We start from the raw sequence: 24,337 nt of genomic DNA, 5'->3' as shown, positions 1-24,337 counted from the left end.
AGCTCGCGCCCGAGGCACCAAGCAACGCCGCAAAGCTCGCGCTCGAATTGGTCGCCAGACTGGTCTCGTCAACCGTGATCGTCGGCTCGCTGCCGCTCGACGAACCAAGGCTCGGTCCATCATCCTTGAACACCAGGTTCTGTCCGATATCCAACGATGCGGACGCCGTGTCGCCATCCCTGTCGGTGATCGTCGCGACCAATCGCACCAGATTATCGGCGCTGAGCGTTGCCGGCTGATCGGGTCCGGTGTCCGGCAAATGCTGGATCGCCCGAATTTGATCAAGTGTCACTGATCCATTGGAATCCACAACAACCGTGAAGACCAGCGCATTCGTCAACGCCGTACGGCCTTCGACCGTCGTCCCGTTCAAGACCAGATTGATCGCCTCGCCCGTCGCCACATCGACCAGCCCTGAGGGACCGGCAGTCACGCTGAGCGCATACGTCGTGCTGCCGAGGCCGTCGGCACCGGCAAGCGCAGTGAACTGGCCAGCAAAACTCGATGATGTGTTAGCCGCTAGGTTCGTTTCATCGACCGTCAGGACAGGCTCGACGCGCTCGCCCGTGGCAAGACCGATCGAGGGACCATCGTCAAACACCCGGATACGATCGCCGATCGGTACCGATCCACTCGCGGAATCGCCATCAAAGTCGGTCAGTGTAACGGTTGCATTTACGAGCCCTGTCAGGGTGATCGGGGTCGAAGTATCGTTGAGCGCGTCGGCGTTTGAGCCGTCGGTCACATGATCGAGCGCGACCGACTGCGTGTAGGTCACGGTGCCATTGGAATTAATGACCAGCACAAATGCAGTCAGGCCAGCGCCATAAGTACCAGTGATCGTGGTGGCGTTGGTTTGTGTGAGGGTAATCGCCTGATGGCCGTCCGAGGTGAACAGGCCGCTAGCGAGGCTGCTGACACCGCCCGTCAGAGTCAGGCCGTAAACGGTCGAGCCCGACGTCGCGGGGCCGTCGGCGCCAAACGCACCGGTCAGCGAGATAATCGCGCCGGCACTAGTTGCGGCGAGCGGAAATCCGGGAATTGCGGCCGTGGTCTCATCGACCGTGATGCCCGACGCGGCAGCGGCGGCGCTGGCGCTAGGCGAATCGTCTTCGAAGGTGACCGTGATGCTTCCGGCCGCGGCCAGATCGCCATCGGAAACACTAACCGGAACGACGATCGAAGTTGTATTCTCGCCCGCGCCCGACGGATGATCGATCGGTCGCAGCAGCGTGACGGTGTAAGCGCCCCCATCGGTGATCGAGATGGTCACCACGGTGTTCGGGCCAGCCGAACCGGTCAGCAAGTGGCCATCGGGGCTTACCACCCAGGTCAGCGCGACGCCGCCCGAGGTAAGGCCCGCCGGCGGTGCCCCGAGACCAACGGTTAGCGGATCGCCATCGGGATCCGAAACGGAAATACTGCCCGAGACAACTGACAGGTTGGTCGTGTCTTGCGGTGGGCCGGGATTGGTGTCCGGAATCCCGTTGGGCAAACCTTCTTCGGAGACCGCAATAGCCGAGCTGACGATCAGCGGGGCATTATTTTCTTCTTCGATAAACTGTCCGACGTCCTCAAACTCGGGCGGTGTGTAGAAAAGCTCGGTCGGGGGCAGCAGGTCGCCTAGCGGAACGCCCGGATCGAGCGGGCCAACCGGAACCGCAAAATTGCCGCCACTGCTTTGCTGGTCCGAGGCGAAATCGCCGGCCGCTGGGCTAGGCTCGGAGCCGATCAGCAGCGCCGCAAGGTTGGACGCAGGGACCTCAACTCCGCCAAGCACGAGCTGCGGGACGAATATCGCGCCATCGACGATGACCATGATCGATCCGTCGGGCAGGGTTACAATCAGGTCGCGCCCGACGATGCGGATGTCACTGAGTTCAACGCCCGCGGGCAGCGTAACAACGCCATCCGCGCCGGGAACGACGCGCGTGCCCTCGGTTGCAAGCTTGGGCAAATCACCAATGTTGATGACGAGCCGAGCGGTATCGGTCGCTCCTGCCTTGTTGGCCAGCGTGTAGTGGAAAGTGTCGGACACACCGGCGGGCGTTCCGGCGTCGCGATCATAACTGTAATTACCGCGAGCATCGATGCTCAGCGTGCCATATTGGCCGGCGACCGAAAGCTTGCCCCCGGAGAAGCTGCTGTCGCTTCCGCCAGCGCCGTCGATGGCGGTAATCCTGCCTGATCCGTTTTCGACCATATCGAGCCCGGTCGAGCCGGTGATTGTGCCGGTTCCGGAAATCACATTGCCGGTGGCGGAGCCATAATCGCGTGCGGCGAGATGATCTGCGTCATTGCGCGCATCGACCTGGCCCGATCCCGTCTGGGAAGAATCTTCGTATCGCATAGCTCACCTTCGCCCCTGCCGCGCATGACCAGAAGGTCGGCACGGCTGATTGTGATTTCCCGAGAATGAAGCGCGGTCGCGTTAAACCATTACGGTTAACGTCGGCACCCTCCACCCGCTGTCAGTGATCTAACAAGCACATGAGACGAGGGGAATTGCAAGTTGCAGCTTATCGATCGAGCGCTGAACCCGAGATCGAACATGACTCTTTATCAAGTCAAAATTGTTAACGCTTGCTGTTACTTGTTACCTTGTACTGAAACTGCTTTGCGGTGAAGATGAGATTGTATTTTGATTAGATAATATAGATCATCAGAAGTCATGATTTTAAGATGCAAAAAATCTTACAATTTGTTGGCAAGTTAATTTCTGTTAACTTTTTGATCGTGCCTATCGAGCCATTAACAACTGGAGTCGCGACGATTCATCGCAGAGTCGTCACGCATTTTCGTTGCCTCCAAATGCATTCAAAAAAGCCCGCGCGCAGTCTCGAATCGGGACGAAATCATGGGTTGCCGCCCGCCCGGATGCACCGAATCACGCAGATTTCGAGAATCCGCGCTGCGAGTCGCAGGGGACTTTTTCGCGTCCAAACCAGACACTTCTGGTTGCCTATTCAAGTAAATATCGAACCGGGGGATTGAGTGGCGGGCCCGCGCGGCGCTACGCCCGCACGATGAAGATTGCTTGCATCGGAGCAGGGCCGGCAGGGCTCTATTTCGCCATCTCGATGAAATTGCGCGACTCGCGCCACGACGTCCGCGTGTTAGAGCGAAATGCGCGCGGCGTGACCTTCGGCTGGGGGGTCGTCTTTTCCGACCAGACGGTCGACAATCTCCAGGCCAACGACCCGGTGTCGGCCGCGAGCATCAGCGATCGCTTTGCACATTGGGACGACATCGACGTGCACATTGGTGGCGAATGCCATCGCTCCAAGGGACATGGCTTTATCGGCATCGGACGCAAGCAATTGCTCGACCTGCTGTCTAGGCGCGCTGAGGAGCTCGGGGTAGAGATCATCTACGATCACGATTGCGATCCCGACCCTTCGGCGTGGGCCGACTATGACCTCGTCATTGCCGCTGATGGTATCAACAGCCGCCTGCGCGATGCTCGTTCAGACGCGTTCGGGGTCGAGATCGATGAGCGTGCCAACAAATTCATCTGGCTCGGAACGCCCAAATGCTTCGATGCCTTCACTTTCGCGTTCGAGCAGACCGAGGCGGGGTGGATCTGGGCTCACGCCTATCGTTTTGCCGACGATTGCTCGACCTTTATCGTTGAATGCTCGCCGGCGACTTGGGCAGGCCTTGGGTTCGATACGATGGACCAGGCCGCAGTCATTGCCCGCTGCGAGGCAATCTTCACGCATTATCTTGATGGCCAGCCCTTGCTTAGCAATGCCGCGCATTTGCAGGGGGCTGCGGCGTGGCTCAACTTCCGCCGGGTCCACTGCAAGCAATGGAGCGACGGCAAAGTCATCCTGATCGGCGATGCCGCGCACACCGCGCATTTTTCAATCGGATCGGGCACCAAGCTGGCCTTAGAGGATGCGATCAAGCTGGCCGAGGTGCTCAACCGACCCGGTCTTCCAATCGGCAAGGCGCTTGAGGAATATCAGGCCGAGCGAAGCCTTGAGGTACTCAAACTGCAGAATAGCGCGCGCAATTCGACCGAATGGTTCGAGACTCTCGATCGCTATCTCGACTTCGAGCCGTGGCAATTCGCGTATTCGCTAATGACCCGCAGCCAGCGGATCAGCCACGAAAATCTGCGGGTTCGCGACTCCGAATGGCTCGGCCAAGTCGAACGCCATTTCTGGGAACGCGCGACGGGTAAAGCCAGGTCCGCGCCACCCATGTTTGCCCCATTCGCCTTACGCGACATGCACATTGAAAACCGCATCGTGGTTTCGCCAATGGCGACTTATTCGGCGGCTGACGGCACCCCCGGTGATTTCCATCTGGTGCATTACGGCGCTCGGGCTATGGGCGGCGCTGGGTTGCTGTTCACCGAGATGACCTGCGTATCGCCCGAGGGACGAATCACCCCGGGATGCACCGGCATGTGGTCGCAAGAGCATGTTGCGGGGTGGCGGCGGATTACCGACTTCGCCCATGCCAACGGCAAGGCCAAGATGTGCCTCCAGCTTGGCCATTCGGGTGCCAAGGGATCGACCCAACTTGGCTGGGAGACGATGGATGCGCCGCTGTCCGAGCGCAACTGGCCACTGGTCGCAGCGAGCGACGTGGCGTGGAGCAAGGGCAATGCTGCCCCCCGCGCCCTGACCCGCGTCGAAATGGACGCGATCCGCGATCAGTTCGTCGTCTCGACGCGGATGGCGATCGAGGCCGGGTTTGACATGATCGAGCTCCACGCCGCGCATGGTTATTTGCTATCGAGCTTCATCACCCCGCTGCAGAACAAACGCACCGACGACTATGGCGGAAGCCTCGCCAACCGTCTGCGCTACCCGCTCGAGATATTCGCCGCGATGCGCGCGGTGTGGCCGTCTGATCGCCCGATGTCGGTACGTATCTCTGCCACGGACTGGGCCGGCGATGATGGCGTGACGCCCGACGAGGCGGTCGACATTGCGCGCGCATTTGCCGAGGCCGGGGCCGATTTGATCGACGTTTCCGCCGGTCAGACCTGGGCCGATGCACAGCCGGTCTATGGCCGCATGTTCCAGACGCCATTTTCCGACAAGATTCGTAATGAGGCCAAACTGGCGACGATGGCGGTTGGCAATATCACCGACCCCGATCAGGCCAATTCCATCTTGGCGTCGGGCCGCGCCGATCTGGTCGCCCTTGCCCGGCCGCATTTGGTCGACCCGTCGTGGACCTTGCGCGCGGCAGCGGCGCAGCAATATCGCGATGTGTTCATCCCCCCGCCCTATCTCAACGGCATGACACAATTGGCGCGCACGTTGCAGCGCGACGCCGAGGTAGCAGCGGCTTCGCTCAAGCGTTAGCAACCCGCCGGGGACGACAAGCGTTGCACAGCGGAGAATGCAAAGCGGCTATCTTCAAATCGATCCGGGCGACCGCGCCAAGGCTGCGGGCGCGGCGCTGGTGGTTCATGTGTTGCTTGGCACCGCCTTGCTGACGGGCCTTGCGCTGCATTTCGACCGGCGGCACGAGACCGGCCTCGTGACATTTGACGTACCGCTTCCGCCTGCACCGCAACCGGCCGAAACGCGCTCGCAACTGCCAGTAAAGGCCAAACCTGCCCCAGCCGGCAAGAAAGCCATGCCGAGCCCAATCGTTGCGCCGCCCGCAAGACTTCCGGCCGAAAGAACAGTCGCCGCTGCGCCCAGCGCTGGGATAGGTGCCGCTTCGAGTGCTGGTGCTGAAACCGGCGGGTCGGGAACAGGCGCTGGTGGGTCGGATAATGGCAATGGCGCAGGTGCGGGCATGGTCGGGGCGCGGCTGCTGAGCGGCGCGCTGAACCGCAGTGACTATCGCCAAATTGCCGCTCTGGGATCGTCGCGAGGCAGTGCGGAGCTGCTGTTGCTGGTCAACACGTTCGGCCGCGTGGAGCGGTGCCGGACGGTCGCCTCAAGCGGCAATCCGCAGGTCGACGGAACGCTATGTCAATTACTCTCCGACCGCGCCCGCTTCGCTCCGGCGCGCTCAGCGGACGGCGGTCTGTTCTATCAAGACGTGCATTATTTCCCGCGCTGGGGGCATTGATCAGCGCGTTGCGACAACCCGAAGCGGCGCAAGCGCGGCCATCGCCGCCTGGTCACGATTGTAAACATCGGGAAGATAAGCCACGCCCCCGTCGCTCGGTACAGCAGTCAGATAGGTCAAATACACCGCAACCGGATCGGGCAAGTCGACGCGTTGCTCGGGCTTGACCGACGTCGTAAATGGCGACGCGCCATTGAACAACCAGCGCGCCAGCCGCGGTGCATCCTCGAGCCGAACGCAGCCGCCGCTGAACATCCGCGTTTCTTCGCCCAGAAGCGCCTTGTCCGGCGTGTCGTGAAGGTAAATGCCCTGTGCGTTGGGAAACATGAACTTCATCTTGCCCATTGCATTGCTCGGCCCGGGCAGTTGGCGGATGCGGACTTCCTTCGTGCCTGCCGCGACTGCTGCCCAATCGACCGTATCCGGGTTGACGACTTTTGCATCCTCGTCCCAGGTCGACAGCGTTTGGTAGCCCTTTAGCTTGAGATAAGCTTTACCGTCCTTGATCACGTTCGGCGCGATCCGCTCCGCCGCGAGATCGGGCGGCACATTCCAATAGGGATTGAGCGAGGCGAAACGAATCTTCGCCGCCATCACCGGCGTCGGATTGATCGGCTTGCCGACCACCACGCGCATCGTGTCGACCGCCCGGCCATCCTCGTACATCGTCAATTGCGCAGCACTTGCGTTGACGATGATGGTCCGGCCGCGGCCTGCCGGAAGCGCCCGGGCGCGTTCGAGATTAAGCGCGAGCAGTTTGCGGTTTTCGCCTCCGGACAGGATCGCATTACGAAGCCCCGCATAAATCGGATTCATCCAGCGCATCTCTGCCAGATAGGCTTCGAGCGAGGGTGCGGAAGCGGCTTCGTCGAGCAATAGGCGCGGAAACTCAGCTGACGGGCGAAGCTCGGGATCGACCCAGACCACGTCTGCATTTTTCAGCCGACGAACGTCACGAACATAGTCCACAAATGCCTGGCTGAGCAGCATGTCTGCGCGCAGTATGTCCCGGTAATTTCCATATTGAAGCTGGCGAAGCGCTTGATCGAGCGAGCGCCAGCGCTGATCGTCGCGTGTCAGGCCGTCAGCTTCGACGCTGTTCAACAAATCCATCAGGATCTGCGCTTCATCGCCGCCACTGGCGAGCCACAATGGTTGCCCGCCGCGAGCCGCATAGAATGAGTCGACCGTCTGGTCTTCCGGCGAGGCGGCAACGCGCGTTTCGGCGGCGGCGACGTGCGGGATGCCGATTAGTGCGAGGCACAAGCAGAGGCGCGCCGGGCGGAAAAACCGTCCGACGCGCCAATTTAGTAGGGCCAATGGCCTGACGATGTTAGCCGCGCTCGCCAGTGCGGCTGGTCGGCTGGCTCATCGGCGGCGGAACATTGTTGCTCGGCGCGCCCTGATAATATTGGCCATTGTACATATAGCCATCGACGCGGCCATCACGATCCTGATCGGCCCAGATCGCGCCGGCCAAGCCACCGACTACCGCACCCGCAATCGCGCCTTCGAGGAGACTAACGCCCGGGATGAGTGCCCCGGCCGCTGCGCCGAGGACGGCACCACCGACAACTCCGGTGCCGACGCGGCCAAGAGTCGAATCCCAACCCGACGGACGACCTTGATAATATTGGCCATTCTGCGAATAGCCATCGGCGTAACCGTCATTATTGCTGTCCGACCAGACCGCGCCGGCAAGACCACCGATTGCGGCCCCGACCACAGCGCCTTCGATCGGCGAAATGCCACCGACAACCGCGCCAACGCCGGCACCGCCGACGGCGCCGATTGCAGCACCAGTGCCAACGTCCGACATGCGAGCGTCATCCACGGTTGAGCAGGCCGAAACAGCCATCGATCCGGCCAACAAAATGGCCATCAAAGAATTACGCATAATCAATCTCCCTTGGTTTTAAGCGGCCTCAGCCCCGGGCCCTCGGCCCCGCCAGCGGCGCATGAAGTCGGTCAGAAAACGACAATCTAACTGGATCGTTCCCCGAGCAATCGGTTCTTCTTTCCAGATAGGGCGGCCAAGCCGTTGGAAAGGCTCAAAGAAGATACTTCATCTTGAGTGGTTCGAGCGGCCGACCGTTGCTCTCGAACGACGCTTCGCTAAATCGCGGCGCACGCATTTTCATCGCCGGGTTGCGCGAGAAGGCAAAACCCTCGGTCGGGATGCCAAATGTCGTGTTGAGCTTGCCATCATTGTTGGCGTCGTGGATCACCGCCACAGCATAGGTCCCGATCGGGACGGCGCGAAAGTCGTAATGCAGCGGTAACGTCGAGGCGCGGACCGTGGCGTGAATTGTCCCCGGCCCCTTGCAGTTCGGAAAACCCTTGGGCTCGCGGGTCAGGCACAAGTGCACCACGCCGCGCGAATCACGCAGCCCGACGATCTCGACTGCGATCGTCGTCGTCGCTGGCGACTGGGCGAGGGCCGACGCGGGCACAACGAGGCTCGAAGCTGCCAAGGCCGCTATCGGTAGAACAGAGGCGATCCCAAAATCGGAAATAGAGGCCATAATTGCATTTGTTCCGCTGATGATGAAGCTGGTGATGACTCGCCGTTATCAGCCACTGGCCTGCCCGGCCATGAACGAGGGATTTGGGAAACATCTCCCACCCCATGTGATTGGTGACGCCCATCACGGTCATGATGGTCAGCACCACTGCCAGCGCGGCGACGTTGATCGGGATGGTCAGGATCAGCACAGGGATGACCACCGCGCCAGTGAGCGATTCCCAAGGATGAAAACTCATCGCCGCCCAGGCGGTCGGGGGATGGCTGGCGTGGTGGACCGCATGAACCCGGCGGTAAATCGCCGGCCGGTGCATCAGGCGGTGGGTCCAGTAGAACCACGTGTCGTGGAGGATGAGGTAGGTGAAGGCCGACAATGGGAGCCACCAAAGCGGATAGAGCAGCGGTTGGGTATAGAGCTTAGTCCAGCCAAATTTATCCCACAGGAACAACAAGATACCGGCAGGCGCCCCGTATAGCGCGGCGCTTAATATCGACCATTTTATTTCCGAGCGGATCTGGGGTTCGAGTCCCCGATACAGCCCCGGCCGGACGCGCCGTGTGAGCCACGCGAAGCCGCCGCTGGTGAGCAAATAGCGCACCGCGACAATCATAGTCATCGCGACAGCCGACCAAAACATGCTGTTTCCAAGTCCCATAGTCATAGCCTTACCAGCGCGATCCCCCTAAGGCGAGCAGCGATGAGTTCGAACAAGCCCCTGATCATCGTTGGTGGAGGCCTGGCGGGATCGCTCGCCGCGCTGGCGATTGCAGCGCGGCGACCCGACGTGCCGCTGCTGCTGGTCGAGGCCGGCGACACGTTCGGCGGCAATCACACCTGGTCCTACTTCGATGGCGACGTCACCGGCGAGGAACTGGAGCTGGTCGAAGCGATGAAGCCGATCCGCTGGCCAAGCCACGCGGTGCGCTTCCCCGGCCGCAATCGGACGCTCGGCTTTGGCTATAATAGTGTCCATTCGAGCGGGCTCGACGCGCTGGTGCGCAAGCGACTGTCGCCCAGCCAGTGGAAGCTTGGCGCCGCAGTATCGGCGATTGGAGCCGACGAGATCACCCTTGCCGACGGCAGCCGGATTGCAGCGTCGGGCGTGATCGACGCGCGCGGTCCCGACGGGCCGATGCCGGGGATCGAAGTGGCGTGGCAGAAATTCGTCGGGGTCGAATATGATGCGCCGGGCCATGGCCTTGCAGCGCCGATCATCATGGATGCGACGGTCGACCAGGCCGAAGGCTATCGCTTCGTCTACAGCTTGCCGTTCAGCGCCGACCGACTGCTGGTCGAAGATACCTATTACACCGACGGCGCCGAGCTGGACGATTCGGCGGTAGTGGCCCGGATTGCGGAGTATTTCACGGCGCAGGGGTGGACCGGAACCCCCGCCCGCCAGGAAACCGGCGTGTTGCCGATCCTGCTTGGCGGCGACCCCAAGATCTTCTGGCCAGCCGCCGACCCGGTCGCGCGGCTCGGACTGAAGGGCGGATTCTTTCACGCTACCACCGGCTATTCATTACCGCAGGCAGCGGCCAACGCCATCGCTTTGTCCCAGCTCGCCAACCTAAGCGGGCCGTCGATTTCAGCTTGGACCAGGGCACGGTTTCTCGACCATTGGCGCGGTGGCAGTTTCTATCGGTTGCTTAACCGCCTGCTGTTCCGTGCCGCGCGGCCCGAGCAACGCGTCAAAGTGTTCACCCATTTCTACCGTCTCAAAGAGGTATTGGTGTCGCGCTTCTATGCTGGCAAACTGACCATGCGCGATAAATTGCGCATCCTGACGGGCAAGCCGCCTGTCCCCCTTTTCAAGGCCATCAAGGCGATGATTTCGTGAGTGAAATGTTGAACAGCGCGCCCAAGACTGCAATCGTGATCGGCGCCGGCTTCGGCGGGCTTGCGCTCGCCATCCGGCTGCAATCGGCGGGGATCAACACCACCGTCGTCGAAGCGCGCGACCGGCCGGGTGGCCGCGCCTATGTGTGGAACAAGGACGGCTACATCTTCGACGCCGGGCCAACGGTGATCACCGACCCGCCATGCCTTGAGGAATTATGGGCGCTGTCGGGCAGCAAGATGGCCGATGACGTGAAGCTGGCGCCGGTATCACCTTTCTATCGCCTGATGTGGAATGACGGGGTGGCGTTTGATTATTCGAACGACGATGTCGCGCTGGAGAAAGCGATCGCCGACCTCAACCCGGATGATGTCGCGGGCTATCACCGCTTCCTGAAATATGCCGAAGGGGTGTATCAGGAAGGCTATGTGAAGCTCGGCGCGGTGCCGTTCCTCGTCTTTGCATCGATGCTCAAGGCCGCGCCGGCGATGATGAAATATCAGGCGTGGCGATCGGTCTATTCGATGGTCTCAAAATTCGTGAAGAGCGACAAATTGCGCCAGGCCTTGTCGTTCCACACCTTGCTGGTCGGCGGCAATCCGATGAACACCAGCGCGCTTTACGCACTGATCCACAAATTGGAGCGCGACGGCGGGGTGTGGTTCGCAATGGGCGGCACCAATGCGCTGATCGACGGCATGGTGCGCCTGTTCGAGCGGCTGGGCGGGACGGTCAAGCTGAGCGAGCCGGTCGAGCAGATCACCACATTGGGCAATCGCGTGACCGGGGTCATCACCACCAAGGGCACGATTCTGGCCGATCTGGTCGCGAGCAATGGCGACGTGGTTCACAGTTACGGCCTGATCAAGGATCATCCGCGCGGCCGTCAGGGCGAGGCCAAACTCAAGAAGCGCACCTTCTCGCCGAGCCTGTTCGTGGTTCACTTCGGATTGAAGGGGACGTTTGACATTCCACATCACTCGATCCTGTTTTCGGATCGCTACGGGCCATTGCTCAAGGACATTTACAAGAATGGCGTGCTGGCAGAGGATCCCTCGCTCTACCTCCATCACCCGACCATCACCGACCCCAGCATGGCACCGCCCGGCTGCTCTGCCTTTTACGCGCTCGCGCCCGTCCCGCATCGCGGCAAGATGGATGTCGATTGGGCGATCGAGGGGCCGCGTTATCAGGAAGTGGTGCTCGACCGGATCGAGAAATTGCTGATCCCCGACATTCGCGACCGGATCGAGACGATCTTCCATTATACCCCGGCCGATTTCACCGACGATCTGGGGGCGCATCTGGGCAGCGCGTTCAGTCTTGAGCCGGTGTTGACGCAATCGGCGTATTTCCGGGTGCACAACCGCGACGATGTGCTGGATAATCTGTATTTCGTCGGTGCGGGGACTCACCCGGGCGCGGGGATTCCGGGCGTTGTCGGAAGCGCCAAGGCGACGGCGGGGCTGATCGTCTGATGACCAAATCGGCTCGGGAACGCACTGAGCTAGTCGAAGCGTCGGGAGCGATCATCGCCGAGGGCTCGAAGAGCTTCCGCAGCGCTAGCCGGTTGTTCGACCCGGTGACCCGCGAGCGATCGTGGCTGCTCTATGCCTGGTGCCGCGCATGCGACGATTTGACCGATGGCCAGACGCTTGGCCACGACGCGCAGGCACCGGCCGATCCCGCCGCCGGGCAACGCCGGATCGAGGCGCTGTCCGGGGCCGCGCTGGCGGGGGAGACGACCGGCGATACGCCATTCGACGCGCTTGGCCTCGTCGCGGGCGAAGTCGCCATCCCCAAGCGGACGATCGACGATCACCTCAAGGGTTTTGCGCTCGACGCCGAGGGGTGGATGCCGGCCGACGAGCCCGAAATGCTGGCTTATTGTTATTATGTCGCGGGTGCAGTCGGATCGATGATGGCGGCGGTGATGGGGGTCGACCCGGCCGATCGCGATACATTGAACCGCGCCAGCGATCTGGGGATCGCTTTTCAGCTGGCCAATATCGCGCGGGACATCGTCCCCGATGCCGAGCAGGGCCGGATCTACTTGCCGCGCGACTGGCTGATCGAGGCGGGGCTCAACCCCGACGATCCGCCAAGCATCGCCGCGCCGGGCGCGCGCAAGCAAGTCGCGGCAATGGCCAAAAGGCTGGTCGATCTGTCATGGGATTATCGCCGCTCGGCGCGCACCGGGGCGGCGCGATTGCCGTTCCGCGCCCGGCTGGCGGTGCTTGCGGCGGCTAATGTCTATGGGGCGATCGGCGCGCGGGTGGTGCGGCGCGGAACGCGGGCATGGGATAGCCGGACGATCGTGTCCAAGGGCGAGAAATTGCTCCATTTCTCGAGCGCGCTGGCGATGGCGGTGCTGCCCGCGCCGAAAACCCCGCGCGACAATTTGTGGACGGCGCCGGCCTAAAGTCTTGTTGAGTAAGACGGCTGACACAGTCTCTAAATCGAACGCCGCGCCGGTCCGCGCAATCTGCCTTTGCTCTGCTCGAGCTGAACCATCAACTTGTCGAGCGGAGGCGCGACCAGGAAGCCGAAGCTGATGCCGTGATGCTTGCTCTCGACCGCATGGTGAAGGCGGTGCGCCTGGACGATGCGCTTCATATAGGCCGACTTGGGGATGTAGCGGTGCGCAAGCCGACGATGGACGATGACATCGTGGAAGCCGAAATAAATCGCCCCATAGGTGGCAATCCCGGCACCGACCGCGGTCGCCCAGCCGCCCCAGCCGGCCTGAACCCCGCCATAAAGCAGGATGATCGACGGCAGAGCGAAGATCACGGCGTAAAAATCATTGAGCTCGAAATTGCCGTGGCGGACGCGATGATGGCTTTCGTGGAGGAACCAGCCGGGGCCATGCATCACCCAGCGGTGCATGACGTAGGCGAAGCCTTCCATCGCCACGACGGTGTCGAGCCAGATGAGGAGGAGCGCGAGCATGACCGCTATATAGGGGCGGAAAGGCTGTCGATCCAGTCGCGTAATTGCGCAATATTACGGGCGATGATCGCGGGGTCGCCGGCGGCGTGGGCGAGCGCGAAACTGCCCTGGAGCGACGCCATGCAGAAGTCGGCGCGGGCCTGGGCGGGGGCAGGATCGACTTGGGCGAACTGATCGGTGAGCCACGCGCGGATGAGTTCGAGCGGGCGGGCGTTGTGACTGGCGATGGCGGCGAGCGGGCAGCCGTGGTCAGTGTAGGAGAACCGGCGGTCGCAGGCACCGGAGAGGTAGGAGCGAACCCGGTCGAGCGGATCGCGCGGTTCCTCGTGGCGGGCGAGCAGGGCAATGACGCGGTCACACCAGCGAGCGATCACCGCCTCGGTCAGCGCTTCCTTCGACTGAAAATAATAATAGACGTTGCCCGGCGCCACATCGGCGTCGCGCGCCACCGTGGCGAGCGACGCGCCAATCACCCCGTCATGGTGAAATCGGACCATCGCGGCATCGATCAGCCGGTCTTTTTTGGCAGTTGCGGGGCGGCCCAATGGCAAAATCCATAATGTGAGTTGACCGACTAACTATCACCGCCTAGCGATAAGGCAACCTCCCCCCAGTCGATCGGAATCGCCGATGGCCAGTGTTGCAGTGGACGAAACCATCGACCCGCCGGTCGTCGTCGACGACGGCCCGGTGGCGGGGGACGTGGTCAAACGGCATCGATTGTCGACCCGGCTGTGGCACTGGACCAATGTCGTCACGCTGGCCGTAATGATGATGAGCGGGCTGATGATCTTCAACGCCCACCCGCGCCTTTACTGGGGCGAATATGGCGCCAACCCCGACTATGCTTGGCTGGAGATCGGGTCGACCGAGAATACCGGCTTCGTCAGCGTTGGCCCGCTGCGGATCGAGACGACCGGAATACTCGGGCGGTACAATGACGAGGCCGGTAATGTGCAGCGCCACGCCTTTCCAGGGTGGATCACGATCCCCTCGCGCTACAGCCTGGCCGATGCGCGGTTGTGGCATCTCGCTTTCGCCTGGGTGCTGGCGCTCAACCTGACGATCTACATGTTCATCAGCCTGCGCAACCGGCACTTTCGCGGCGACCTCGCCATTTCGCGCGACGAAGCGCGGCCGAGCCATGTGTGGCAGGACGTCAAAGAGCATGCCAAGCTCAAATTCCCTACCGGGGCGGCAGCGCTGAAATATAATATCCTCCAGAAATTGGCTTATTCGTCGGTGCTGTTCGTGATGCTGCCGCTGATGATCCTGACCGGGTTGACGCTGTCGCCGGCGATGGGTGCGGGATGGGGCTGGTTGCTCGACATTTTCGGCGGGCGGCAGTCGGCGCGCTCGATCCATTTCATCACCATGATCGCGCTGATCGGTTTTTTCTTCGTCCATATGGCGATGGTCGTGCTGGCCGGACCGATCAACGAACTGCGGTCGATGCTCAGTGGCTATTACAAATTGCCGGGCAAGCGCGCCGAACCCGCTATCGAGGAGATGCCGCAATGAACCGGCGCGAATTGCTTGGCGGGCTGTCGCTCGGGGCGGGCGGATTGCTGCTCAGCGGCTGCGACAAGCTCAATTCGAGCCCGGGCTTTCGCAACATATTGACCAGCGCCGAGCAGTTGCATTTGAACAGTCAGCGGATGGTCGCGGGCGGACTGGCGCGAGAGTTTCGGCCGGACCAGATGTCACCCATCTTTCGCATGAACGGCAATACGCGGCCTGGCTCGGTTGATTATATGGCCCATGCGACTAGCAATTTCGCCAATTGGCGGCTGGTGGTCGATGGGCTGGTGGCGCGGCCGCTCAACCTGTCGCTGCACGATCTTGGTGCTTTCCCCCAGCGCGCGCAAATCACCCGCCACGATTGCGTCGAAGGGTGGAGCGCGATCGGCAAATGGCAGGGCGCAATGCTCGGTGATGTGCTCAAGGCCGCCGGCCTGTCGACCCGCGCAAAATATATCGTGTTTCACTGCGCCGACGACAGCAATGGCAAGCCCTATTACGAATCGATCGACCTGTACGACGCCTTCCACCCGCAGACGATCCTGGCGTTGCTGATGAACGACCGCCGGCTGGTCATCGGCCACGGCGCGCCGATCCGCCTGCGGGTCGAGCGGCACCTGGGGTACAAGCACGCCAAGTTCGTGATGCGGATCGAAGCACGCGACCAGATCGACAATTTGTACGAAGGCAAGGGCGGTTATTGGGAAGATGCCTCCGATTACGCCTGGTATGCGGGGATTTGATGATGCGCAGGATGATCTTCGCAGGATGCGCGGCGCTCGCTGCTTGCTCGTCGGGCGATGCCGCTCCCGCGCCGCCAATCGCCGGTGACGACCTCAACCCGGTGGTGGTCGAATTATATCAGAGCCAGGGCTGCTCGTCCTGCCCGCCGGCCAATGCCAATCTGAATGCCATCGCAGGCAGGAAGGGCGTTCTCGCATTGAGTTTTGCGGTGACGTATTGGGACCAGCTTGGCTGGAAGGACCAGTTCGCGAAGCCGCAATATACCCAGCGGCAATGGGACTTCGCCAATACGAGCGGACGCGGCAATGTCGCGACGCCGCAAGTGATCGTCAACGGCAGCGGCAATATGACTGGCGCTGACAGAGCCCATTTCGCGCGCTTGCTCGCCGTCGGCGGCCCCAAGGGTGGACCCGCAATCGGTGTCGACAGCGGCGGTGTGACGATCGGCGCGCGAAAAGGCGCGAAGCCGGCTACCGTGTGGCTGGTGCGCTATGATCCGCGAACCCGCAATGTCGCGATCCGCGCCGGAGAGAATGGCGGACGCACCCTGCCCCACCGCAACATCGTTACCGAATTGCGCGTGCTCGGGCCGTGGAGCGGCGCAGCGGCGAAGTTCGCCGTGTCTTCGACGACCGACAAGACGTTGCTGAGTGCGATCCTGGTCCAGCAGGGCAAGGGCGGGCCGATCGTGGCGGCGCGCAAGCTCTGATGATTGCACTGGCGGCGGCGTTTTTCGTCACGGCATTGCTGTATGCGATCGCCGGGTTCGGCGGCGGGTCGACCTATACCGCTTTGCTGGTGCTGGCGAAGACCGACTATCGCGCGGTGCCGATCATCTCCTTGGCGTGCAATATCCTGGTGGTCAGCGTCGGCACGTGGCGGTTTGCGCGGGCCGGACATCTTGACTGGCGACGGGCGTGGCCGTTGTTCGTCACCTCGGTCCCGGCGGCATGGATCGGTGGATCGCTGCACATACCGAAGGACACTTTTGTCGACTTGCTCGCCGCGTCATTGCTGGTGGCAGGGCTGACCTTGCTGTGGGAGCCGATGTGGAAGCGCGACATCTCCCCTGAGCGGGGTATGCTCTGGGTCGAGCCGGTGGCCGGCGGTGCACTGGGATTCCTGGCCGGTGTGGTCGGGATTGGTGGCGGAATTTTCCTCGCGCCCTTGCTTTATGTGTTGCGCTGGGACGCGCCGAAGCGGATTGCAGCGACATGTGCGGCATTCATCCTGGTCAATTCGATCTCCGGGCTTGCAGGGCAGGCGAGCAAGGGGCTGGCCGCCACCGGGGCGGTGTTGAGTGACCATGCATTGCTATTCCCCGCGGTGGTCGTCGGCGGGATCATCGGCGCGGGACTCGGCGCCACAAGACTCGCGCCGAGCTGGGTGCGGATCGTGACTGCGATGCTGATCCTGTACGTCGCGGTCCGGCTCGGGCTGGAGGCGGTGCGATGATCGGGCGGCACGCGCAAAGCATCACCTACCTCCGGCTGTCGGTGACTGACCGGTGCGACCTGCGCTGTGCGTATTGCATGCCCGAGCGAATGGAATTTCTCCCGCGTTCCGAAGTGCTTAGCATCGATGAGCTCGATCGGCTGGCGAGCCTGTTCATCAAGATGGGGATCACCAAGCTGCGGCTGACCGGTGGCGAGCCGTTGGTGCGCAAGGGCTTTACCGGGTTGATCGAGCGATTGTCGCGGCACTTTGGCAATGGGCTCGACGAATTGGTCATCACCACCAACGGGACGCGGCTGGCCGAGCATGCCGAGGCACTGGCGCGGCACGGGGTCAAGCGGATCAACGTGTCGATCGATAGCTTGGACCCCGCGACCTACGCACGGATCACGCGCGGCGGCGATATTGCCAAAGTAATCGCCGGAGTCGACGCGGCGATCGCAGCGGGGATCAAGGTCAAGCTGAACACGGTCGCGCTGGCCAACGATAATCTGGAGGAAGTCGTCGCCTTGGCCGACTGGGCCCATCAGCGCGGCGCGGCGATCAGCTTTATCGAGGTGATGCCGCTGGGCGATGTCGAGGCGGAGCGGATCGACCAGCATGTACCGATGACCGAGGTGCGGCGGCGGCTGGCCGAGCGGTGGAGCCTGACCCCGCTGACGCTCAACACCGGCGGCCCGGCGCGCTATGTGCGGACCGAGGCCGGCGGAACGATCGGCTTCATCACCCCACTGAGCGACAATTTCTGCGGCAGTTGCAACCGCGTGCGGGTGACCTGCACCGGGCAGCTGTATTTGTGCCTGGGCCATGACGCCAAGACCGATCTGCGCGGGCTGTTGCGCAGCGGCGACGAGGATGCGCTGCGGGCGCGGATCGCGGGGGCGATGCGCCACAAGCCGCTGGCGCATGACTTTATGATCGCGCCGAAGATGGTCCAGGGGGTCAAGCGGCACATGTCGGTCACCGGGGGGTGAAGCTGACCTTTTTCGGGCGGCTGCGCGAGGCAGTCGGGGCTGGCGAGTTTGATTGTTTGCTTCCAGCAAATGTTGTCGACAGCCAATCGTTGCGGACATGGATTGGGGCAGATCATCCCAATTTGCTCGACCCCAAAGTGCGAATTGCATTCGACGATGTGCTGGTCGGCGATGCGGCACCGATTGCGGGGGTGGTCGAGGTCGCCTTCCTGCCGCCGGTGAGCGGGGGATGATTGCCGCCGCGCCGATCGACCCGGTCGCCTTGCTCGCGGCATTCACCGCCGGGGTCGCTGGGGCCGGGGCGATTGCGAGCTTCACCGGACTGGTGCGGAGCGACGATGGGGATGTGAGCGAACTGTGGCTCGACCATCATCCGGTGATGACCGATCAGGTGATTGCGGAAATTGCTGCAGAAGCCAGGTCGCGGTTTGAGGCCATTGTCCACATCACCCATCGCGTCGGATCGGTTGCAGCCGGCGAGCCGATCGTGTTCGTTGCTGCTGCGGCGCGGCATCGGCGGGCGGCGTTCGATGCAGTCGAGTATATGATGGACCGGCTGAAGACCGACGCGCCGTTGTGGAAACGCGAGGCGCGCGGCGATACAGCGGTCTGGATCGAGGCGCGCGATGTCGATCATCGGGACCGCGCGCGATGGGAGGAACCGCAATGAACAAGCAGGTCGGGATCGCGATCATGACCGTGTCCGATACGCGGACCAAGCTCAACGATACGTCGGGCGGCTATCTGGTTGGGGCGGTCGAGGCGGCGGGGCACCATCTGGTCGACCGAGCGATCGTGCCTGACAATATCGAGGCGATCCGGAGCGCGGCCAAGGCGTGGATCGAGCGCGACGAAATCGATGTGATCATCTCGACCGGGGGCACCGGCCTGACCGGGCGCGACGTCACCCCCGAGGCAATGCAGCCCCTGTTCGACAAGCCGATCGACGGTTTTTCAGCCGTGTTCCACCGCGTCAGTTTCGACAAGATCGGGCTGTCGACGATGCAGTCGCGGGCCTGCGCCGGAGTTGCGGGCGGAACCTTTATTTTCTGCCTGCCGGGATCGGGCGGGGCGGTACGCGACGGATGGAGCGTGATCGCGCCGCAGCTCGATGCCGCTACCAAGCCGTGCAACCTGACCGAAATCATGCCGCGATTGCTGGAGCGATAGGCTTGGCGGGGACTCATTTCGATGCCGACGGGAAGGCGCGGATGGTCGATGTGTCGGCCAAGCCGGAGACGGTGCGCGCGGCGACGGCAAGCGGCCGCGTGCGGATGGAGGCGGCGACGCTGGCGGCGGTGATCGATGGCGGGGCTGCGAAGGGCGATGTGATCGCGATTGCCGAACTGGCGGGGATCATGGCCGCCAAGCAGACCGGGACATTGATCCCCTTGTGCCACCCGATCGGGCTCGATTCGGTGACGGTCAAGATCATTGCGGATGCGGATTTGCCGGGATTGGTCGTGGTGGCCGAGACGCGCTGCACGGGTCGCACGGGCGTCGAGATGGAGGCGATGACCGCAGTGTCGGTCGCCTGCCTCACCATTTACGACATGCTCAAATCGATTGATCGGGGGATGGTCATCGAGAACGTTGAGCTGGATACGAAGTCAGGCGGGAAGTCGGGCGACTGGCGGCGCTAGAAACTTAGTGCGGTTACAAATGTTCCGGCGGCGAGCGGCCCCTGCCCGGCCGGACAGCGGAGCAGCCAGCGGGCTTGGCCCAGCGCGCATTGGGCGCCCGAATCCTGGTTGGCGAGCGGGGTAAGGCCGTCGCTGCTCAGCGTGGCGCGGGTGAAGGTTTCGCGATCATCGGTCGCGGGAAGCGGCGCGGCGAGCGGGAGGCTTAGCCACTCGATCGGCGCGGGGTCCCGCTGCCCGAGGAGGCGCGCGACGAGCGGCGCGAGCAGCAATCGCGCAGTGACCATCGCCGAGCTTGGATTGCCGGGGAGGCCCATCACCGAGGTCTCGCCGACGCGGCCGAGCCAGACGGGCTTGCCGGGTTTGATCGCCACCTTGGAGAACATCAATTCGAGCCCGAGCGGGGCGAACATCGCCTTGGCATGATCGCGCGCGCCGACCGATGCGCCGCCAGTGATGACGACCAGGTCGCAACGTGCGACGGTCGAGGCGGCAGCCGCTTCGAGCGCGGGGAGGTCGTCGCCGACCAGCTGGTGGCCGAGCATGGTCGCGCCCATCGCGGCGATCATTGCGGTCAGGCCGGGGGCGAGGCTGTCGGGGATATGATCGGCATCGAGCGCCGCGCCGACGGAGACGAGTTCGTCGCCGGTGGCGATGGTCAGGACACGCGGACGGCGGGTGACCTGGACGTGGCTTGGCCCCGCCCCGGCAGCAGCGACCAGCGCGCCGGGGGTTAGCAGATTGCCCGCCGCAACCACTTCATCGCCCGCTGCGAAATCGCTGGCGCGGTGGCGGACAAAGGAGGCTGCGGACGTCTGGTTGATGGTGATGCGGTCGCCGTCGACGGTGACATTCTCCTGGATCACCACGCGGCTCGCGCCTTGCGGGAGCGCCGCGCCGGTGAAGATCCGCACCGCCTCGCCCTGCCCGACCGACCGCGTGAAGCGCGCGCCAGCCGCTGAGGTGCCGACCAGGCGAAGCGTCGGGCCGTCGCCATCGCGGATCGCATAACCATCCATCGTCGACACCGCGCCGCGCGGCGAATCGACGGTGGCGATGATGGGGCTAGCGAGCACCCGGCCAGCGGCGTCGGCAAGCGCGACCGTCTCGCTCGCCAGCGGTTCCGCCGCGCCCCCAATGATCGCCCAAGCCTGATCGAGGGTGATCATGTCAGCGACCGGGTGGACACTTTCGTCGAACCGGGGGCAAGCGCGGCCGCAACTCGGGCGCGCTCGCCAATCGCGGCCAGGTCATAATCGCCAGCCTTGACGATCCAGCTGCCGCCGACGCAGCGGACCGAGGGGTGCGCCAGCCACGACGGCGCGCTATCGGGCGTGATCCCGCCGGTCGGGCAGAAGCGAATGTCGCCGAACGGCCCAGCCAGGGCAGCGAGCGCTTTCAGCCCGCCCGACGCTTCCGCCGGGAAGAATTTGAAGCGGTCGAGGCCCATGTCGAGCCCGCGCATGATGTCACCGGCATTGGCAATTCCGGGCAGGAACGGCACGCCGCTGGCAATTGCAGCAAGCCCGAGCGGTTCGGTCAAACCGGGGGAGACGATGAAGCGCGATCCGGCGTCGATCGCCGCCCCGAGCATCGCCTTATTGAGCACTGTTCCAGCGCCGACAATCGCGCCGGGGACGCTCGCCATCGCGCGGATCGAATCGAGCGCCTGGGGCGTCCGCAAGGTCACTTCGAGCACCGGCAGGCCCGCCGCGACCAATATTTCGGCCAGCGCTACTGGGTCGATGCTGCCGTCGAGGACCAGCACCGGAATGACCGGCGCGGCCGACATGACATGATCGATCGTCATGGATGTGCTCCGGCAAAAGCGGCGGCGGCGCCGAACAGGCCGGGCTGGGGATGGACGACGAGTTTCACGGGAATCGCCTCCATCCGCCGCTCGAACCGCCCCTTGGCGACAAACCGGCCGGAAAATCCGGATTCGGCGAAGCGGTCTTTGATTCGGTAGCCAAGGCCCCCGGCGAGCACCACGGCATTGGCACCATGCGCCAAAGCCAGGTCGCCAGCCGCCGCACCAAGGGCGAGGAAAAAGCGATCGAGCGCCGCCGCCGCAAGTGTATCCGAGCCTTCCAGGGCGGCGGTCCACAGTTCCTTGTCATCGACATCGGCGACCGCCTTGCCCTCGATTGCCGCCAGCGCGCGGTAAATGTTGGCCAGCCCAGAGCCGCAGGCGATCCGCTCGATCGACACCCGGCGGAGTGTTCGCCGAAGGAATTCCAGGATCTGATCTTCAAGCGGGTCGAGCGGCGCGAAGTCGATATGCCCGCCTTCGGTTTCGATCACATGATAACCGTGATCGACGCGCAGCAATTGGGCGACCCCCAGACCGGTGCCCGGGCCGACGATACTGGTCAGCCCACGCGGCGGAAGCGGACCAGCCGGACCGCAGACATGATCGAAACTGTCGTCGCCAAGTTGCGCCACCGCATGCGCGATCGCGCCGAAATCATTGACGATCAGGAAGTCGCGCACGCCAAGCTTCTGCTTCATCAGCGCAGGCCTGATGACCCACGGATTGTTGGTCAGCTTGAGCACGTCGCCGCCGACCGGGCCGGCAAAGGCGATGCTGATGGCGTCGGGCTCGTCCCCCGGATGGCGGTCGCAAAATTCCTGCCAGGCGAGCTGGAAACTGATGTGATCGGCGGTTTGCATGGTGATCGGTTCGGCAAGCGAAATCACCTTGCCACCATCGATCTGGGCAATGGCGAAGCGGGCGTTGGTGCCGCCAATGTCGGCCACGGCGATGGTGCGGCTCATAAGGTCCCTTCCATTCCCGCCAGCATGGCCGACCCGCCATGTTCGGCATTGTCCGCCCCATGCCGCATGAACGCAAATAATTCACGCCCGGTCCCGATCGGCGGGGGCGGCGGAGCGGCGGGCTCGCGCGCATCGAGGTCAGCGTCCACCTGCAGGATCCCGTCATGCCCGCACAGCATGATGATGTCGCCGTCACGGACCTTCGACAACGGCCCGCCGCCAAGCGCCTCCGAACAGCAATGGATCGCTGCCGGAACCTTGCCGCTGGCCCCCGACATCCGGCCATCGGTGACCAAAGCGACCTTATACCCCTTATCCTGCAACACCCCCAATGCCGGGGTCAGCTTGTGCAATTCGGGCATGCCATTGGCGCGTGGCCCCTGGAAGCGGACAACGACGATCACGTCGCGATCGAGCTCGCCAGCCTTGAACGCGACCAGCACATCGTCCTGATCCGAAAAAACCCGCGCCGGGGCCTCGATCTTCCACCGTTCCTTATCGACCGAGCTAAGCTTGAAGATCGCCCGGCCAAGGTTGCCCTTGACCAGCGCCATGCCGCCATCGGGCTGGAACGGATCGGCAGCGGGACGAAGCATGGCCAGATCACTGGATTGCGTTACCGCGTCCCACCGCAGCGCGTCCCCGTCGAGCGACGGCCGGGTGGCGAAGGCGGCGAAATCATCCGCGCCCGAGGCAAGGATATCGCCGTGCAGCAAACCCGCTTCCAGCAATGTATGGGTGACGAACTCCATCCCCCCGGCAAAATGGAAATCGTTCACATCGCCCGATCCATTGGGGTAGACCCGCGCGATCAGCGGCACCGCATTGCTCAATTCATCGAGATCCTGCCAATCGATCCTGATCCCGGCGGCGCGGGCGATGGCTGGGATGTGGATCGCATGGTTGGTCGATCCGCCGGTCGCCAGCAGCCCGACGGCGGCGTTGACGATCGACCGTTCATCTATCGCCAGCCCGAGCGGCCGGTCGCGGCGCGCAGCAAGGTCGGCGACGCGATGGACTGCAGCGCGGGTCAACGCCTGGCGCATCGGGGTGCCCGGATTGACGAACGCGCTGCCCGGAACGTGAAGCCCCATCAGCTCCATCATCATCTGGTTCGAATTGGCGGTGCCATAGAAGGTGCATGTTCCCGCACCATGATAACTGGCGGCTTCGGCAGCGAGCAATTCCTCCTTGGTCGCCTGGCCTTGCGCGAACAATTGGCGGATGCGCTGCTTTTCCTTGTTGGCGAGCCCCGACGGCATCGGCCCGGCCGGCACCAGCAAGGCCGGCAAATGGCCGAACCGCAGCGCGCCGATCAGCAGGCCGGGGACGATCTTGTCGCAAATGCCGAGCATTGCGACCCCGTCGAACATCCCGTGGCTGAGCGCGATTGCCGTCGCCATGGCGATCGAGTCGCGGCTGAACAGCGACAGGTCCATTCCATCCTGGCCTTGCGTCACCCCATCGCACATCGCCGGAACCCCGCCCGCGACCTGCGCCGTCGCGCCGACCTCCCGAGCCCAGATCTTCATCTGCTCGGGGTAACGATAATAAGGCTGGTGTGCCGACAGCATGTCGTTGAAGGCGGTGATGATCGCGATGTTCGGCCCGCGCATCCCCCGGATCGCGTCCTTGTCCTCGCCCGCCGCGGCAAAGCCATGCGCGAAATTGCCGCACGACAGGCGCGGTCGGCTGATCCCGCGATCGGCGGCGTCGGCGATCAGCGCCAGATAAGCGGCGCGCCCGGACCTCGACCGATCGATGATGCGGTCGGTGACAGCGGCAATGCGGGGATCAAGCTTGCTCATTCGCCGAGGGTCTTTCGCACGGTCTTTTCAGGCAAGCTAGTAGGCAGGCTTT

25 protein-coding genes are annotated in these 24,337 nt (G+C 63.2%); 14 read left to right on the top strand and 11 right to left on the bottom strand.

Features of this window, described 5'->3' with window-relative positions; all coding sequences use genetic code 11:
* The coding region (locus tag RMN73_RS06760) for a DUF5801 repeats-in-toxin domain-containing protein (RefSeq protein WP_309602557.1) at nucleotides 1-2,350 on the bottom strand (2,350 nt) is incomplete at its 3' end.
* A 676-nt stretch (nucleotides 2,351-3,026) separates the two neighbouring features.
* On the opposite strand from RMN73_RS06760, the gene RMN73_RS06755 reads away from it, so the two are divergent.
* Both RMN73_RS06755 and RMN73_RS06750 read left to right on the top strand, forming a co-directional pair.
* The gene (locus RMN73_RS06755) at nucleotides 3,027-5,327 is read left to right on the top strand and encodes a bifunctional salicylyl-CoA 5-hydroxylase/oxidoreductase (RefSeq protein ID WP_309602556.1); all 2,301 of its coding nucleotides are present in this window, start codon (nucleotides 3,027-3,029) and stop codon (nucleotides 5,325-5,327) included.
* Nucleotides 5,328-5,364: 37 nt separating this feature from the next.
* Nucleotides 5,365-6,048, top strand: coding sequence for a hypothetical protein (locus tag RMN73_RS06750; protein ID WP_309602555.1), 684 nt, complete (start codon nucleotides 5,365-5,367; stop codon nucleotides 6,046-6,048).
* Here the strand turns inward: RMN73_RS06750 and RMN73_RS06745 are convergent, their stop codons facing one another.
* The 4 genes from RMN73_RS06745 to RMN73_RS06730 form a co-directional block, all read right to left on the bottom strand.
* Complete coding sequence (locus tag RMN73_RS06745; RefSeq protein ID WP_309602554.1) at nucleotides 6,049-7,314, bottom strand: L,D-transpeptidase family protein; 1,266 nt, start codon at nucleotides 7,312-7,314, stop codon at nucleotides 6,049-6,051.
* Nucleotides 7,315-7,381: 67 nt separating this feature from the next.
* Nucleotides 7,382-7,930, bottom strand: coding sequence for a YMGG-like glycine zipper-containing protein (locus tag RMN73_RS06740; RefSeq protein WP_309602553.1), 549 nt, complete (start codon nucleotides 7,928-7,930; stop codon nucleotides 7,382-7,384).
* Nucleotides 7,931-8,099: 169 nt separating this feature from the next.
* A complete protein-coding gene (locus RMN73_RS06735) occupies nucleotides 8,100-8,420 on the bottom strand; it encodes a DUF2141 domain-containing protein (RefSeq protein ID WP_309602552.1) in 321 nt (106 codons plus the stop codon).
* A 10-nt stretch (nucleotides 8,421-8,430) separates the two neighbouring features.
* Entirely contained in the window at nucleotides 8,431-9,189 is a 759-nt protein-coding gene (locus RMN73_RS06730; RefSeq protein ID WP_405051545.1) for a sterol desaturase family protein, read from the bottom strand.
* An 81-nt stretch (nucleotides 9,190-9,270) separates the two neighbouring features.
* Between RMN73_RS06730 and crtY the strand changes: the two genes are divergently transcribed.
* Genes crtY through RMN73_RS06715 form a run of 3 tightly spaced genes read left to right on the top strand, consistent with a single transcriptional unit; the run spans nucleotide 9,271 to nucleotide 12,835 of the window.
* Complete coding sequence (gene crtY, locus RMN73_RS06725) at nucleotides 9,271-10,413, top strand: lycopene beta-cyclase CrtY (RefSeq protein WP_309602550.1); 1,143 nt, start codon at nucleotides 9,271-9,273, stop codon at nucleotides 10,411-10,413.
* Nucleotides 10,414-10,418: 5 nt separating this feature from the next.
* On the top strand, nucleotides 10,419-11,891 hold the full coding sequence (locus RMN73_RS06720; protein ID WP_309602560.1) for a phytoene desaturase: 1,473 nt from the start codon (nucleotides 10,419-10,421) through the stop codon (nucleotides 11,889-11,891).
* Nucleotides 11,891-12,835, top strand: coding sequence for a phytoene/squalene synthase family protein (locus RMN73_RS06715; protein WP_309602549.1), 945 nt, complete (start codon nucleotides 11,891-11,893; stop codon nucleotides 12,833-12,835). The genes RMN73_RS06720 and RMN73_RS06715 overlap by 1 nt, the downstream gene beginning before the upstream one ends.
* Nucleotides 12,836-12,867: 32 nt before the next feature.
* On the opposite strand, the gene RMN73_RS06710 is transcribed toward RMN73_RS06715, so the two are convergent.
* Nucleotides 12,868-13,365: a sterol desaturase family protein gene (locus tag RMN73_RS06710; RefSeq protein WP_309602548.1), complete on the bottom strand. Its 498-nt coding sequence runs from the start codon at nucleotides 13,363-13,365 to the stop codon at nucleotides 12,868-12,870.
* 5 nt (nucleotides 13,366-13,370) lie between these two features.
* The gene (locus RMN73_RS06705; RefSeq protein WP_309602547.1) at nucleotides 13,371-13,910 is read right to left on the bottom strand and encodes a TetR family transcriptional regulator; all 540 of its coding nucleotides are present in this window, start codon (nucleotides 13,908-13,910) and stop codon (nucleotides 13,371-13,373) included.
* Nucleotides 13,911-13,995: 85 nt separating this feature from the next.
* Between RMN73_RS06705 and RMN73_RS06700 the strand changes: the two genes are divergently transcribed.
* Genes RMN73_RS06700 through moaC form a run of 9 tightly spaced genes read left to right on the top strand, consistent with a single transcriptional unit; the run spans nucleotide 13,996 to nucleotide 19,702 of the window.
* Entirely contained in the window at nucleotides 13,996-14,886 is an 891-nt protein-coding gene (locus RMN73_RS06700) for a cytochrome b/b6 domain-containing protein (protein WP_309602546.1), read from the top strand.
* Nucleotides 14,883-15,629, top strand: coding sequence for a molybdopterin-dependent oxidoreductase (locus RMN73_RS06695; RefSeq protein WP_309602545.1), 747 nt, complete (start codon nucleotides 14,883-14,885; stop codon nucleotides 15,627-15,629). The genes RMN73_RS06700 and RMN73_RS06695 overlap by 4 nt, the downstream gene beginning before the upstream one ends.
* Before the next feature lie 2 nt (nucleotides 15,630-15,631).
* Nucleotides 15,632-16,339, top strand: coding sequence for a DUF1223 domain-containing protein (locus RMN73_RS06690; RefSeq protein ID WP_309602544.1), 708 nt, complete (start codon nucleotides 15,632-15,634; stop codon nucleotides 16,337-16,339).
* Nucleotides 16,339-17,085, top strand: a complete 747-nt coding sequence (locus tag RMN73_RS06685) for a sulfite exporter TauE/SafE family protein (RefSeq protein ID WP_309602543.1) — start codon at nucleotides 16,339-16,341, stop codon at nucleotides 17,083-17,085. The genes RMN73_RS06690 and RMN73_RS06685 overlap by 1 nt, the downstream gene beginning before the upstream one ends.
* Entirely contained in the window at nucleotides 17,082-18,059 is a 978-nt protein-coding gene (gene moaA / locus RMN73_RS06680) for a GTP 3',8-cyclase MoaA (protein ID WP_309602542.1), read from the top strand. The genes RMN73_RS06685 and moaA overlap by 4 nt, the downstream gene beginning before the upstream one ends.
* Nucleotides 18,056-18,292, top strand: a complete 237-nt coding sequence (locus RMN73_RS06675; RefSeq protein ID WP_309602541.1) for a MoaD/ThiS family protein — start codon at nucleotides 18,056-18,058, stop codon at nucleotides 18,290-18,292. Before moaA ends, RMN73_RS06675 begins: the two co-directional genes overlap by 4 nt.
* The gene (locus RMN73_RS06670) at nucleotides 18,289-18,729 is read left to right on the top strand and encodes a molybdenum cofactor biosynthesis protein MoaE (RefSeq protein ID WP_309602540.1); all 441 of its coding nucleotides are present in this window, start codon (nucleotides 18,289-18,291) and stop codon (nucleotides 18,727-18,729) included. Before RMN73_RS06675 ends, RMN73_RS06670 begins: the two co-directional genes overlap by 4 nt.
* Nucleotides 18,726-19,229 carry a molybdenum cofactor biosynthesis protein B gene (gene moaB / locus RMN73_RS06665; protein ID WP_309602539.1) on the top strand — a complete coding sequence of 168 codons (504 nt, stop codon included), beginning with the start codon at nucleotides 18,726-18,728 and terminating at the stop codon, nucleotides 19,227-19,229. Before RMN73_RS06670 ends, moaB begins: the two co-directional genes overlap by 4 nt.
* A gap of 2 nt (nucleotides 19,230-19,231) precedes the next feature.
* Nucleotides 19,232-19,702, top strand: coding sequence for a cyclic pyranopterin monophosphate synthase MoaC (gene moaC, locus RMN73_RS06660; RefSeq protein ID WP_309602538.1), 471 nt, complete (start codon nucleotides 19,232-19,234; stop codon nucleotides 19,700-19,702).
* Here moaC and RMN73_RS06655 read toward each other — a convergent pair.
* Genes RMN73_RS06655 through edd form a run of 4 tightly spaced genes read right to left on the bottom strand, consistent with a single transcriptional unit; the run spans nucleotide 19,699 to nucleotide 24,285 of the window.
* On the bottom strand, nucleotides 19,699-20,868 hold the full coding sequence (locus RMN73_RS06655) for a molybdopterin molybdotransferase MoeA (RefSeq protein WP_309602537.1): 1,170 nt from the start codon (nucleotides 20,866-20,868) through the stop codon (nucleotides 19,699-19,701). The two genes, moaC and RMN73_RS06655, sit on opposite strands and share 4 nt — an antisense overlap.
* Nucleotides 20,865-21,509 (bottom strand): bifunctional 4-hydroxy-2-oxoglutarate aldolase/2-dehydro-3-deoxy-phosphogluconate aldolase, encoded by a 645-nt coding sequence (gene eda / locus RMN73_RS06650; protein ID WP_309602536.1) that lies wholly within the window; start codon nucleotides 21,507-21,509, stop codon nucleotides 20,865-20,867. The genes RMN73_RS06655 and eda overlap by 4 nt, the downstream gene beginning before the upstream one ends.
* Nucleotides 21,506-22,477 (bottom strand): glucokinase, encoded by a 972-nt coding sequence (glk, locus tag RMN73_RS06645; protein ID WP_309602535.1) that lies wholly within the window; start codon nucleotides 22,475-22,477, stop codon nucleotides 21,506-21,508. Before glk ends, eda begins: the two co-directional genes overlap by 4 nt.
* Nucleotides 22,474-24,285: a phosphogluconate dehydratase gene (gene edd / locus RMN73_RS06640; RefSeq protein WP_309602534.1), complete on the bottom strand. Its 1,812-nt coding sequence runs from the start codon at nucleotides 24,283-24,285 to the stop codon at nucleotides 22,474-22,476. Before edd ends, glk begins: the two co-directional genes overlap by 4 nt.
* Nucleotides 24,286-24,337 lie beyond the last annotated feature (52 nt).

This window comes from Sphingomonas sp., assembly GCF_031372575.1.
GTDB lineage: Bacteria > Pseudomonadota > Alphaproteobacteria > Sphingomonadales > Sphingomonadaceae > Sphingomicrobium.
The sequence above is the reverse complement of the archived record's forward strand: the minus strand, read 5'-3'. Positions and strand labels throughout refer to the sequence as shown.

Coding starts and splice junctions, on each gene's coding strand:
- RMN73_RS06715 (WP_309602549.1), top strand. CDS start 11,891: ATGACCAAATCGGCTCGGGAACGCACTGAGCTAGTCGAAGCGTCGGGA.
- RMN73_RS06730 (WP_405051545.1), bottom strand. CDS start 9,189: ATGACTATGATTGTCGCGGTGCGCTATTTGCTCACCAGCGGCGGCTTC.
- crtY (WP_309602550.1), top strand. CDS start 9,271: ATGAGTTCGAACAAGCCCCTGATCATCGTTGGTGGAGGCCTGGCGGGA.
- RMN73_RS06695 (WP_309602545.1), top strand. CDS start 14,883: ATGAACCGGCGCGAATTGCTTGGCGGGCTGTCGCTCGGGGCGGGCGGA.
- RMN73_RS06720 (WP_309602560.1), top strand. CDS start 10,419: ATGTTGAACAGCGCGCCCAAGACTGCAATCGTGATCGGCGCCGGCTTC.
- RMN73_RS06690 (WP_309602544.1), top strand. CDS start 15,632: ATGCGCAGGATGATCTTCGCAGGATGCGCGGCGCTCGCTGCTTGCTCG.
- edd (WP_309602534.1), bottom strand. CDS start 24,285: ATGAGCAAGCTTGATCCCCGCATTGCCGCTGTCACCGACCGCATCATC.
- RMN73_RS06750 (WP_309602555.1), top strand. CDS start 5,365: ATGCAAAGCGGCTATCTTCAAATCGATCCGGGCGACCGCGCCAAGGCT.
- RMN73_RS06670 (WP_309602540.1), top strand. CDS start 18,289: ATGATTGCCGCCGCGCCGATCGACCCGGTCGCCTTGCTCGCGGCATTC.
- RMN73_RS06685 (WP_309602543.1), top strand. CDS start 16,339: ATGATTGCACTGGCGGCGGCGTTTTTCGTCACGGCATTGCTGTATGCG.
- RMN73_RS06755 (WP_309602556.1), top strand. CDS start 3,027: ATGAAGATTGCTTGCATCGGAGCAGGGCCGGCAGGGCTCTATTTCGCC.
- RMN73_RS06655 (WP_309602537.1), bottom strand. CDS start 20,868: ATGATCACCCTCGATCAGGCTTGGGCGATCATTGGGGGCGCGGCGGAA.
- eda (WP_309602536.1), bottom strand. CDS start 21,509: ATGACGATCGATCATGTCATGTCGGCCGCGCCGGTCATTCCGGTGCTG.
- glk (WP_309602535.1), bottom strand. CDS start 22,477: ATGAGCCGCACCATCGCCGTGGCCGACATTGGCGGCACCAACGCCCGC.
- moaA (WP_309602542.1), top strand. CDS start 17,082: ATGATCGGGCGGCACGCGCAAAGCATCACCTACCTCCGGCTGTCGGTG.
- moaB (WP_309602539.1), top strand. CDS start 18,726: ATGAACAAGCAGGTCGGGATCGCGATCATGACCGTGTCCGATACGCGG.
- RMN73_RS06740 (WP_309602553.1), bottom strand. CDS start 7,930: ATGGCCATTTTGTTGGCCGGATCGATGGCTGTTTCGGCCTGCTCAACC.
- RMN73_RS06700 (WP_309602546.1), top strand. CDS start 13,996: ATGGCCAGTGTTGCAGTGGACGAAACCATCGACCCGCCGGTCGTCGTC.
- RMN73_RS06710 (WP_309602548.1), bottom strand. CDS start 13,365: ATGCTCGCGCTCCTCCTCATCTGGCTCGACACCGTCGTGGCGATGGAA.